The 11,631-nt window shown below is 74.1% G+C and carries 11 protein-coding genes and 1 riboswitch; of the genes, 5 read left to right on the plus strand and 6 right to left on the minus strand.

All coding sequences use genetic code 11. The features are described from left to right. Window positions 1–33: 33 nt before the first annotated feature. Window positions 34–870, minus strand: a complete 837-nt coding sequence (locus ACI8AP_RS17840; protein WP_456590703.1) for an HDOD domain-containing protein — start codon at window positions 868–870, stop codon at window positions 34–36. Then, entirely contained in the window at window positions 867–2,942 is a 2,076-nt protein-coding gene (locus ACI8AP_RS17845) for a putative bifunctional diguanylate cyclase/phosphodiesterase (protein ID WP_456590704.1), read from the minus strand. The genes ACI8AP_RS17840 and ACI8AP_RS17845 overlap by 4 nt, the downstream gene beginning before the upstream one ends. 294 nt (window positions 2,943–3,236) lie before the next feature. On the opposite strand from ACI8AP_RS17845, the gene ACI8AP_RS17850 reads away from it, so the two are divergent. The 5 genes from ACI8AP_RS17850 (at window position 3,237) to ACI8AP_RS17870 (ending at window position 7,954) form a co-directional block, all read left to right on the plus strand. Then, window positions 3,237–4,823 (plus strand): Re/Si-specific NAD(P)(+) transhydrogenase subunit alpha, encoded by a 1,587-nt coding sequence (locus tag ACI8AP_RS17850; protein ID WP_456590705.1) that lies wholly within the window; start codon window positions 3,237–3,239, stop codon window positions 4,821–4,823. Then, window positions 4,820–6,235 (plus strand): Re/Si-specific NAD(P)(+) transhydrogenase subunit beta, encoded by a 1,416-nt coding sequence (gene pntB, locus ACI8AP_RS17855; protein WP_456590706.1) that lies wholly within the window; start codon window positions 4,820–4,822, stop codon window positions 6,233–6,235. The genes ACI8AP_RS17850 and pntB overlap by 4 nt, the downstream gene beginning before the upstream one ends. 46 nt (window positions 6,236–6,281) lie before the next feature. Continuing rightward, window positions 6,282–6,683, plus strand: a complete 402-nt coding sequence (locus ACI8AP_RS17860) for an STAS domain-containing protein (RefSeq protein WP_456590707.1) — start codon at window positions 6,282–6,284, stop codon at window positions 6,681–6,683. A gap of 102 nt (window positions 6,684–6,785) precedes the next feature. After that, window positions 6,786–7,220 (plus strand): hypothetical protein, encoded by a 435-nt coding sequence (locus ACI8AP_RS17865; RefSeq protein ID WP_456590708.1) that lies wholly within the window; start codon window positions 6,786–6,788, stop codon window positions 7,218–7,220. A 2-nt stretch (window positions 7,221–7,222) separates the two neighbouring features. Continuing rightward, window positions 7,223–7,954 (plus strand): TSUP family transporter, encoded by a 732-nt coding sequence (locus ACI8AP_RS17870; protein WP_456590709.1) that lies wholly within the window; start codon window positions 7,223–7,225, stop codon window positions 7,952–7,954. A gap of 3 nt (window positions 7,955–7,957) precedes the next feature. Here ACI8AP_RS17870 and ACI8AP_RS17875 read toward each other — a convergent pair whose 3' ends face one another. The 4 genes from ACI8AP_RS17875 to ACI8AP_RS17890 all read right to left on the minus strand — a co-directional run bounded on the left by ACI8AP_RS17875 (window position 7,958) and on the right by ACI8AP_RS17890 (window position 11,605). Next, window positions 7,958–8,341, minus strand: a complete 384-nt coding sequence (locus ACI8AP_RS17875) for a hypothetical protein (RefSeq protein ID WP_456590710.1) — start codon at window positions 8,339–8,341, stop codon at window positions 7,958–7,960. Window positions 8,342–8,582: 241 nt separating this feature from the next. Further along, window positions 8,583–9,446, minus strand: coding sequence for an aggregation-promoting factor C-terminal-like domain-containing protein (locus tag ACI8AP_RS17880; protein WP_456590711.1), 864 nt, complete (start codon window positions 9,444–9,446; stop codon window positions 8,583–8,585). A gap of 210 nt (window positions 9,447–9,656) precedes the next feature. Continuing rightward, window positions 9,657–9,783, minus strand: a riboswitch (cyclic di-AMP (ydaO/yuaA leader). Window positions 9,784–9,900: 117 nt separating this feature from the next. Continuing rightward, entirely contained in the window at window positions 9,901–10,557 is a 657-nt protein-coding gene (locus ACI8AP_RS17885) for a class I SAM-dependent methyltransferase (protein ID WP_456590712.1), read from the minus strand. Between the two features lie 46 nt (window positions 10,558–10,603). Next, entirely contained in the window at window positions 10,604–11,605 is a 1,002-nt protein-coding gene (locus ACI8AP_RS17890; RefSeq protein WP_456590713.1) for a GNAT family N-acetyltransferase, read from the minus strand. Window positions 11,606–11,631: the final 26 nt, after the last annotated feature.

The raw sequence follows: 11,631 nt of genomic DNA on the forward strand, positions 1-11,631 counted from the left end.
GCCTGCGAAGGGTGGGGAGGAGGGGGTCCTCTTTCAGTCGCCGAGCATCGCCCGGCGAAGCTCGTCGGCATCGGCCCGGACGGAGTCGAGCACCGGCACCAGGTCGTCCTCGCGCACCTGCCCGCAGGTGAGCCGCACGATCGGCACCGCCTCGTAGTCCTCGGTGGTCAGGCGCGCGGCGACCTCGAAGGCGGCGCGCAGCAGGCCACCCTCGACCGATGTGAGGTCGTCGACCTGGTTGAGCCGGTTGGTCATGCTGTGCGGGAAGCCCCACTGCTCGAGGGCGACGGCGGTCAACCGCACGCTGTTGATGCCGTAGCGGTGCAGCTCGGCGGTGCGCCGCGCGGCGAAGGCCGGGTGCTCGGCCACCAGCGCCCCGTAGCCCTCGGGGTCGTTGTGGTGCAGGAGCGCCGCACCCATCTGGGCGAGCAGGCCCACGCAGAGCGCCTCCTGCGAGCGTTCACCGAACCGCTGGGCCAAGGTCGAGGCCGCCAGCGCCAGGCAGGTCGTGACGTCCCAGAAGTTCTCCGGGAGCCGCGACTCGTCGTCCAGCTCCGTGAGCGCGACGGTCGCCATCGTCCGGACGGTGGTGAAGCCGACCACCGTCACGGCGAACTGCAGCGAGGTGACCCGTCCGCGCATGCCGAAGTAGGCGGAGTTGGCCAGCTTCATCACCCGGCCGGCCAGGGCGACGTCGGACGCCAGGATGTGGGAGAGCGCCTTCGCGCTGGTGTCGTCGGAGTTGGCGACCGACACGATCTGCGCCGCCACGGGGCGCTGGGCCGCCATCGTGTCGATGCCCGCGAGCACCTTCTCCAGGTCGAAGACGGGGGGCACCTCCGCCCGGGCCGGCAGCGGGGTCACGGTCATCGGGCGCACGCTCCGTGGGTCGCGAACCAGGCGGCGGTGTCCGCTCCGGTCATGGGTGGGCAGAGGCTGAAGCCCTGCAGGTAGGTGGCACCCAGCCGGCCGAGCTCGGTCGCCTGCTCCGGGGTCTCGACGCCCTCGGCCACGGTGCTCAGGTTGAGGCTGCGGGCCAGTGCGATGACCGCGGAGGCGATCTCGGTGTGGCCGTGCGCCAGCTCCGCCACGAAGGAGCGGTCCACCTTCAGGCAGTCCACCGGCAGGTGCCGGAGGTAGGCCAGCGACGAGTAGCCGGTGCCGAAGTCGTCGATCGCCAGCTCGACGCCCTGGTCGCGCAGCTGGTGCAGGGTCTCCCGGGCCGAGTCGGGGTCCTGCATCAGCGCCGACTCGGTGATCTCCACGGAGATCCGGGACGCGTCCAGCCCGTGCCGCCGGAGAGCGTCGGCCACCTGCGGAGGGAGGTTGGCATCCAGCTGCAGGGCCGAGACGTTGACGTTCGCCCGGGGCGGCGCGGCGCCCCCCATGCGGCGGTCCCACTCCGCCAGCTGCCGGCAGGTCTCGTCGAGCACCAGCAGCCCCAGGCCGGCGATCAACCCGCTCTCCTCCGCCAGCGGCACGAACACCGCCGGGCTGATCGGGCCGCGCTCGGGGTGCGTCCACCGCGCCAGGGATTCGACGGCGACCGGGTGGCCGTCCTCGGTGCTGAAGATCGGCTGGTAGAGCAGCGTGATGTCGCGCCGCTCGATGGCGTCCCGCAGCTCGGCGACCAGGCGCAGTTTGTCGCGGGCCTCCTCGCGCGCCCGCTGGTCCAGCACGGTGATCCGCCCCTTGCCCCCGGCCTTGGCCTGGTACATGGCGATGTCGCAGTCCCGGATCAGCTCCTCGGCGCCGGTGTGCTCCTCGGTCTGGACGGTGACCCCGACGCTCGCATAGGGGCGGACGTCGACGCCCCCGAGCCGCACCGGCCGGGCCAGCTCGGCCGTGATCCGCTCGGCGAGCGCGACCGCGGCCGTCTGGTCGACCTCCTCGCAGACGACCACGAACTCGTCGCCACCGAACCGCGCCACCAGGTCCCCCGGGCGGACCACCGACCGCAGCCGGCTGGCGACCTCGGTGAGCAGCTCGTCGCCGGCGGTGTGCCCGAGCGAGTCGTTGACGACCTTGAAGTTGTCCAGGTCGAGGAACAGGCAGGCCAGGGTTCCGGCGCCCGGCACGAACCGCTCGGCGACGTACTGCGCCAGCAGCGTCCGGTTCGGCAGCCCGGTCAGCGGGTCGTGGTTGGCCTGGTGGGCCAGCGTGGCCTCGAACGCGAGCCGGTCGGTGATGTCCTCGATCGTGCCGACGAATCCCGCGCCCACGCCCGGGGTGAACAGGTGGGCGAATCGGATGACGGTCGTGCGCACGGTGCCGTCGTCGCGGAGCAGGCGGGCCTGCGCCTCGACCTCCTCGCCGTCCAGCGCCGCCGAGACCTGCTCGATCACCGTGTCGAGGTCGTCCTCGTGCACCGTGGCCATCCAGCCGGTGCCCAGCAACTCCTCGGCGCGACGGCCGACGAGGCTGCAGAACGCGTCGTTGACGTGGGCCAGCCGCATGCCCTGCTCGGAGAGCAGCGTCGGCACCGGCGACCGTTCGGTGAGCGTGGAGAAGCGGCGCTCGTGGGCGTCCGCGGTCGCCCGCAGCGCGCGCTCCTGCTCGTTGGCCGTGTCGACGATGCGCACGGTCCACATCCCGCCCCGGGGCGAGGGCGTCGTGGTCACCTGGGCCTCGATGGCGGCGCCGCTCGCCGTGCGGACGGGCAGCGTCATCCGGGCCGTCCGCTCCCGCCGCAGCAGCAGCTTGAGCTCCCCGCCCCCGAGGCTGGGGAACAGGTGCTCGACGGGGAGCGCGCGGAGATCGTCCAGGCCGTAGCCCAGCAGTTCCACGGCGCCGACGTTGCCCCAGCTGACCCTGGGGCGCCCGGCCACCATCTCGGCGACCACGATGGCGAGGGTGTCGCTGACGGTGGCGCTGTAGAAGACCGAGGTCACGATCTCCGGTGGGACGCGGTCGTCGCCGGGCCGGTTCATGCTGACGGACACGGTCCTCCCCTCCCGCGGCGCGGACGTCCATGTCCGCTCCGACAGGAGACCTTCGGCGGGTCGGGGGGGTGGTCTGCACCCGGCAACGGGGCGTAGCCCCCCGTCGGGGGGAGGGACACACGGTCGGTCACCGCGCGGCCGGGCTGCGGACGTGCCGTGCCTCACACTCACGGAGCCGGGCACCGCGACCCTGCGTCAGCAGGCAAGATCCGTCCAACCAACCGAGCACCGCGCACGACCCCAGCACTGGCGAGCAGGCGACGAGGCCTGCCCACCGAGGAATGGAGCGCCACGATGCAGATCGGAGTCCCGCGCGAGACGCGGCCCCGCGAGACCCGGGTGGCGGCGACCCCGGCGACGGTCACGCAGCTGGTGCGGCTGGGCTACGAGGTCGTGGTCGAGACCGGCGCCGGGGCGGCCGCCAGCTTCCCGGACGAGGCGTACGCGGAGGCCGGTGCGCGGGTCGGCTCGGGAACCGAGGCCTGGGGTGCGGAGGTCGTGCTGCGCGTGAACGCCCCCTCGCTGAGCGAGATCGGGCGGCTGGCCGACGGCGCGACGCTGATCAGCCTGCTGGCCCCCGCGCTGAACCCCGACCTGGTGGACGCGCTCGCCGCCCGCCCGATCACGGCGCTGGCCATGGACGCCGTGCCCCGGATCTCCCGGGCCCAGTCGATGGACGTGCTGTCCTCGATGGCCAACATCGCCGGGTACCGGGCGGTCGTCGAGGCGGCCAACGTGTTCGGCCGGTTCTTCACCGGCCAGGTGACCGCGGCGGGCAAGGTCCCCCCGGCCAAGGTGCTGGTCGCCGGCGCGGGTGTGGCCGGGCTGGCCGCGATCGGCACCGCGTCCAGCCTGGGCGCGATCGTGCGGGCCACCGACGTCCGCCCGGAGGTGGCCGAGCAGGTGCGCTCCCTGGGTGGTGAGTACGTCGCCGTCCCCGCGGGGGAGCAGGAGGTCAGCGCCGACGGCTACGCCCGGGAGATGGGGGAGGACTTCAACCGGCGGGCGGCGCAGATGTACGCCGAGCAGGCGAAGGACGTCGACATCGTCATCACCACCGCCCTGATCCCCGGCCGGCCCGCCCCGCGGCTGATCACCGAGGAGATGGTCGCCGCCATGCGCTCGGGCTCGGTGATCGTGGACATGGCCGCGGCACAGGGCGGCAACGTGGCCGGCTCCGTGCCCGACGAGGTGGTCGTGACCGAGAACGGGGTCACGATCATCGGGTACACCGACCTGCCCGCCCGGCTCCCCGCGCAGGCCTCCCAGCTGTACGGCACCAACCTGGTCAACCTGCTGAAGCTGCTGACCCCGGCCAAGGACGGGCACCTCGTCCTGGACTTCGACGACGTCGTGCAGCGGGCGATCACCGTCGTGCGCGCGGGCGAGAAGACCTGGCCCCCGCCACCGGTACAGGTCTCCGCGGCACCACCACCTCCGCCCGCTCCCCCGGCCGGCGCCACCGCAGGGGCGCCGAGCGTGCCGCAGAAGACGCCCGCGCCGGCGCGGCGGTTCACCCTCGTGGGACTGGCCGCGGCGCTGCTGTTCCTGGTGGCCGCCTACTCCCCCGACGAGCTGGTGGGGCACTTCACGGTGTTCGCGCTCTCCGTCGTCGTCGGCTTCTACGTCATCGGGGCCGTGCACCACGCCCTGCACACCCCGCTGATGTCGGTGACCAACGCGATCTCGGGGATCATCGTGGTCGGCGCACTGCTGCAGCTGAGCAGCGGCGACGGCGTCGTCCTGGCGCTCGCCTTCATCGCCACCCTGGTGGCCAGCATCAACGTCTTCGGCGGCTTCGCCGTCACCCGCCGGATGCTGGGGATGTTCTCCCGCGGCACGGGCGCTCCGGCCCGCACCACCCTCCCGGCCGCGCGATGACCGCCACCAGCGCCGCGGCCGCGGCCTACATCGTCGCCGCCCTGCTGTTCATCCTGAGCCTGGCCGGGCTGTCGCGGCACGAGACCGCCAAGGCGGGCAACGCCTACGGCATCGCCGGCATGGCGATCGCCCTGGCGGCCACCATCGGCGTGGCCACGCAGGACATCTCGGCCGTCGGGCTCACCCTGCTCGTCGTCGCCGTGGCGATCGGTGCCGCGATCGGTCTGTGGCGGGCCCGCAAGGTCGAGATGACCGGCATGCCGGAGCTCATCGCGCTGCTGCACAGCTTCGTCGGCCTGGCCGCAGTCCTCGTCGGCTGGAACGGCTACCTGTCGGTCGAGGGCGTCGAGCCGCAGGACGGTGGCCCCCTGCTCACCGGGGCCGAGGCCGGCATCCACTCCGGCGAGGTCGTGGTCGGGGTCTTCATCGGCGCGGTGACCTTCACCGGCTCGATCGTCGCCTTCCTCAAGCTCTCCGCGCGCATGAAGAGCAACCCGCTGATGCTCCCGGGGCGCAACTGGCTGAACCTCGGCGCACTGGCGCTGTTCGCCGTCCTGACCGTCGTCTTCGTGGTCGAGCCGAACCTGCTCGTGCTGTCGGTCGTGACGGTCCTCGCCCTGGCGCTGGGCTGGCATCTGGTGGCCTCGATCGGCGGCGGTGACATGCCCGTCGTCGTCTCGATGCTCAACAGCTACTCCGGCTGGGCCGCTGCCGCATCGGGCTTCCTGCTGGGCAACGACCTGCTGATCATCACCGGCGCCCTGGTCGGCTCCTCCGGCGCCTACCTCTCCTACATCATGTGCAAGGCGATGAACCGCTCGTTCCTCTCGGTCATCGCGGGCGGGTTCGGCAACGAGGGCGCGGCGGCCGCCTCCGACGTGGACTACGGCGAGCACACCGAGATCTCGGCCGAGGAGACCGCAGAGCTCCTGCGGAACGCGAAGTCGGTGGTCATCACCCCGGGCTACGGCATGGCGGTCGCCCAGGCGCAGAGCGCCGTCGCCGAGCTGACCCGCAAGCTGCGTGCGCAGGACGTCGACGTGCGCTTCGGCATCCACCCGGTGGCCGGGCGCCTGCCCGGGCACATGAACGTGCTCCTGGCCGAGGCCAAGGTGCCCTACGACGTCGTCCTGGAGATGGACGAGATCAACGACGACCTCGCCGACACCTCGGTGGTGCTGGTCATCGGCGCCAACGACACCGTCAACCCGGCCGCCACCGACGACCCCACCAGCCCGATCGCCGGCATGCCCGTGCTGCGGGTGTGGGAGGCCGAGCACGTGGTCGTGTTCAAGCGGTCCATGAACACGGGCTACGCCGGCGTGCAGAACCCGCTGTTCTTCCGGGACAACAGCCGGATGCTCTTCGGCGACGCCCGGGAGCAGGTGGAGGCGATCCTCAAGGCGCTGTGAGCCGTTCGGCCTGGCCCGCCGCCCCCGAAGCGCCTACGCTGTGCACATGCACGCGCACGTTCCGCTGAGCGAGGGCGCGTCGCCGCGGGGGTGCGACCACGTGCGCCCGGCGGCGCAGCTCAGCGCACCGTCCGCGCCGCCGGCCTTCCGCGCCTACGTCGACCGGTACGGGATTGCGCTGGTCGGGGACCTCGACGTCGCCTGCGCGGAGCGGCTGGCGGGGATCCTGGGGGCCGTCCCGATCGAGGGCGACGCCTGCACCCTGGATCTTTCCGGGCTCCGGTTCGCCGACGTGGCCGGCTGCCGGGCGATCGCCCGCTGGGCCCGGTCCCTGGCCGACGCCGGAGTCCGGGTGGAGCTGCGCGACGCGCCTCCGCTCGTCCAGCGGGCCTGGCAGCTGCTGGCGCTCGACCGGTGGGCGCGCGTCGCGTTCACGGACGCCGCCTGATCGACCGCGCGCAAGGGTCCCCACCGCCCGGCGCGGCCGGTCGCCGGCGCTACGCCCGGTCGCCGGGTTGCGCCCGCGGCACCGGTCGCCGACGGTTGCCAGGTGGATCCCTTCCGCGGTCTCGGCATGCCCCGCATCCCCGGGTTCGGCGAGCTGCTCGCGCTGCTGCAGGCCCAGACCGAGGCGCTCTCCCAGCTCCCCCGGACGCTGGCCGACCTCAACGGCACGGTCCGCGAGCTGACCGCCGCCACCACGTCCGCCCGGGAGACGATCGCCTCCGCGCAGCGGATCACCGAACGCCTGGAGAGCCTGCTCGAGGAGTTGGAGGAGCCGGTGCGGGCGCTGCGCCCCGGCATCGAGCGGGTCGGTCGCGTGCTCGACGACCCCGCCGTCGACACCGTGCCCGAGACGCTGCGCCGGATCCACGACGACCTCATGCCCCTGGTCCACGGGCTGCGCCAGGCGCAGAGCCGGGTGGGTTCGGTCACCGGCCTGCTCCGTCGTCGTCCGCCGGAGGACGAGGACGACGGCTACTGAGCGTGGAGCTGGCCACCGACCCGCTCGCACTCCTGGCGTGCGGCCTGGCGGTGCTGGTGGCGTCCGTCGTCCAGACGGCGACCGGCATGGGCTTCGGCCTCCTCGCCGGACCGCTGGTGCTGCTGGTGCAGCCCGCTCTCGTGCCCGGCCCGCTGCTGGTGGGCACGCTGACCGCGCTGCTGCCGGTGGTGTGGCGCGAACGGTCCGCACTGGAGTTCGACAACCTCCGCGGTGCGATGCTCGCCTCGGCCCCCGGCGTTGTCGTCGGCTTGGTGCTGGTGCAGGTCATCGACGGCCGCTTGTTGGGGATAACGGTTGCTGTCGTCGTGCTGCTCGCCTGTGGCGCGTCGCTCGCCGGGGTGCGGTTGCCGGGCGGGCGGCGCGCGCTCACCGTCGCCGGCTTCGCCTCCGGGACGCTCTCGACTGTCGCGGCGACGCCCGGACCGCCCCTGGTGGTCACCTACCGCGCGCCCACCCCGGCCGCCCAGCGGGCGAACCTGTCGGTGTTCTTCGTCGGGACGACGCTGCTGTCCCTCGGCGTGCTGGTCGCCGGCGGCGAGCTCGACGGGGGCGGGCTGCTCACCGGTGCGGGGCTGGTGCCGTTCGTGCTGACCGGCTTCCTCCTCGCCGGACCCCTGCGCCGGCGGCTGGCCCTGCCGGCCATGCGCCGCGCCGCCCTGGTGCTGTGCCTGCTCTCCGGCGCGGTGCTGCTCGTCAGGTCGCTGGCGGGCTGACCGTCACTGCTCGACGGGCGGCTCCCGGCGCACGATGTCGCCGACGGCCTCCTCCAGCCGCGCCCAGGTCGTGCTCCACTCGACCAGGGGGTCGAGGATCCGCTCGAAGACGGCGAGCTGCTGGTCGAACGCGTCGAGCTGAGCGCGCATGGCGGCGATCGAGGTGCGCTGCGCGGTCACCATCTCCTTGACGGCGCGCAGCTGGGCCGCCGACATCGCCCCGGGCGGGCTGGGCAGGGCCGGCAGCGGGAGGCGGGACGTCGCATTCCCGGCGAGGTTGCGGGCGCGGTCGGAGAAGAACCGCAACTGGTTCACGAACTCGTCGATCGACCGCCCGACGATCCCGCTCTGCGGGGTGGTCCGGTCGGCGTCGTCGGCCTCGGTCATCGCTCCCCCTCCGTGCACGCTGCACCGACCTTAGGCCTGGAGCCGAGGCTCGGCTGCGCTGAGCCGACCCCGGGCATTGGAAGCTCCACCTGCGTCCTCGGGGCCGACGACGCAGGTAAAGCCTCCAATGCCTCAGCGGGGACGCCCCCGTCCGAAGACCACCCGAGCGTGGTGACGTGCTGGAACGGCCTCGCCGCAGGGTCCCGCCCCGCGCGGGCGAGGGGCGGGGGCAGAGGCCCGCTCAGTACCAGCCGGTGGCCTGGGAGTGCGACCACGCGCCGCACGGGGAGCCGTAGCGGTTGTTGATGTAGATCAGGCCGGCGTCGATCTGCCGGTAGCCGTCGGAGGTCTTGGCGATGCCGGTCCCGGCCCAGGTGGAGTCGAGGAACTGCGCGATGCCGTAGGCGGTGCTCCGCGGGTTCTGGGCGTTCGGGTTCCACCCGCTCTCCTTGCCCCACAGGCTCTCCAGGCAGCTGAACTCGCTGCCCGAGCCGCCGAGCTTGCCCATCGCGTACTCCTGGAAGGAGCCGGCCGGGGCCGCGGCGGCCGGCGCGGGAGCGCTCCGGGCAGGAGCCGGAGCCGGGGCCGGGGCCGGGGCTGGTGCGGCCGGCGCCGGGGTGCGGGCGGCCTGCTCCCGGGCCGCCTGCACGCGGGCGGCCTCCTCGGCAGCTGCCTTGCGGGCGGCCTCCTCGGCAGCGGCCTTGCGCGCGGCCTCCTCCTCGGCGGCGCGGCGGGCGGCCTCCTCGGCGGCACGGCGGTCCAGCTCGGCCTGCTCGGCCGCGGCCCGCGCCTCCGCTGCGGCGGCCTGCTCGGCCGCGCGCTCGCTGCGGCTCGCGGCCAGCTGGCCGAGGGTGTCGGCCGCGGCCACCGTCACGTCGGGCGCGGGGGTCTCGTCGGTGATGCCGAGCTGCTCGGCGACGCTGACGGAGGCCAGCTCCGGCTCGGCCTGGGCGACCGGCTCGTCGGCGACGACGCCGTTGGCCAGCAGGCCGCCTGCCGCGGCGACCGCCAGGAGCAGCAGCGCGGAACGGCGGACCGTCTTCGTCGAACGGCGCCCGGTCGTGGGGCGGAGAGCACGGGTGATCGAGGTGGCGCGAAGGTTCATGGGGAGGAACTGCTCCAGGGGCAGGGGGCGGCAGGGCCGGCGACGGCGGCGGGAACTGCTGCGGGGATGGTCGAGGGGCAGCGGTGTCGGGCGTACGCCCGGGCGCTCAGCGCGGGGAAGGCGCGCGCGAGGCTCCGTACCGGCTGCGGTTCCGTGCAAGGTGGGCCCGCAGGCTCGCCATGCGGCGGCTCTCCGTTTCTTCCGTCGTGCCGCCTACCGGGTTAGCTGACGGATTCGGGCGGGAAGCGGCCCTACCCGCGCCAGGACGTGCCCCGGCGCGCGATTCACCCCAGTACTTCGGTGGGTCCCCGGCTCGCCCTCGGCGGGCGACTCGGCGGCGCCCGGCGGACCTCCCCCGGATGGGGAGAGAACGACCGGCCGGGCGGGACCCACGGTAACCAGCGTTATCCGTTCGTGACAATCCCCTGGCGGGAAAAGGAACGGGAGGTGACCGTCAGGGGAGCCGCCAGACCGTGGTCCGGCGCACCGGCACCGGCCCGGTGGGCGACGGCTCGGTGTCGGGCACGTCGTAGACCGCCAGCGCTTCCAGCCGGTCCTCGGGGAGGTACACCCGCCCGGGATCACCGATCAGCACCTCGGCACCGCCGGCCCGGGCCGCCTCGAGGAAGGGCAGCACCCGGTCGGTCATCTCCCGGTCGTAGCAGACGTCGCCGGCGAGGACGACCGCGACGTCGGGCGGCTCGCCCCCGAGCACGTCGCCGGCGGGCGTGATGCCCGGGGTGCCGTTCCGCTCGGCGTTGACGGCGATCGCGGTCAGCGCGAACGGGTCGACGTCGCTGGCGAGCACCGCGGTCGCGCCGGCCAGGACCGCCGCGACCGCGACCAGGCCGCTGCCCGCCCCCAGGTCCAGCACGGTGCGCCCGGCCACCAGGCCGGGGTGGTCGAGCACGTGGCGGGCCAGCGCCTGGCCGCCCGGCCAGGCCGCGGCCCAGAACGGCGGGTCCGTGGAGGTGCGCCCGTGCTCGGCCTCCATCGCCTCCCACAGGGCGACGACGTCGGCGGCGACCAGCAGCTCCACCTCGGGCACCAGGTCCGGCCGGACCGGCCGGGTGTGGGCGCGGACGAACTCCGCAGGGATGGAACGGTCCACCCCGGCAGTCAACCGCACGCGGCCGGCGGCGGTGGGACCGCCCGGCTCAGAGACGGGTCGACCAGGACGACAGCGCGCCGGCGGGGCGGAAACCCAGCGCCTCGTTGACCGCGACCATGGGCGTGTTGCCCTCGGAGTTGTAGGTGCTGATCCGCCGGACGCCGGGGAACCCCGCTGCCAGCTCCCGCAGCACGGCCGCCTTCATCCGGGCGCCGAGCCGGTGCCCCCGGTGCTCACGGAGCACCAGCGTGCCGCCCTGTTGGGCGAGCGCCGGCTGGGCGAGCGGGATCTGCAGGTCGGTGAAGCCGACCAGCCGGCCGCCGATCACCGCGCCCGCGCTGAGCACCGTCCGGCCCCGGGCGACGTGGGTCCGCTCGTACTCGCGGATCCGGTCCCCGTCCCACTCCTCCTCCCCCACCGGCAGATCGCCGTGGGGTGCGTCGGTGGTCATGCGCCGCTCCAGCAGCGCCCGGTCGGCCAGCAGCGCGTCCGGGGTGCGGTCCCGCCAGGTGACGATCTCGTACCCGGCGCCGGCCGCGGCCTCGAGCGCCCCCAGCCGGTCCTCGTCGACCGGCAGCACCAGTTCCCGGCGGGTCTCCACCAGGTCGCAGGACCAGCCGTGCCGCTCGGCGAAGGCGCGGCCCGGCGCCCCGGGGCCGGGCTCGTCCACCTCGCTCACCAGCGAGTTGCGGCCGTGCGCGGCGGCGAGTACCCGGGCCTCGGCCAGCAGCGCTCTCCCGAGGCCACGGCGCCGGGAGGCCGGGTGCACCGCGAGGTCCACCACCGCCAGCGTCGGGTTGTCCTTGCGCGGGAGGATCAGCCGGAGCGCGCCGGCGACCGCGCCGTCCACCAGGGCGGCCCGGTGGGTGCCGTCCCGGGAGCCACCGGGCGCGACGAGCTCCCGCCCCAGCGCGACGTCCTCCTGCGCCGGCCGGGGCGGGTCCTGCGGCCGGGCGGCCCGGCCGGAGGCGGCCCACACCTCGCACCAGGAGGGGAAGAGGTCGTCGTCGGGGCCGAGCTCGACGATCCGGCAGGAGGGGTCGGTCACGTCCCCGTTCTACTGGCACCGGCAAT

Source organism: Blastococcus sp. SYSU DS1021 (assembly GCF_054050995.1).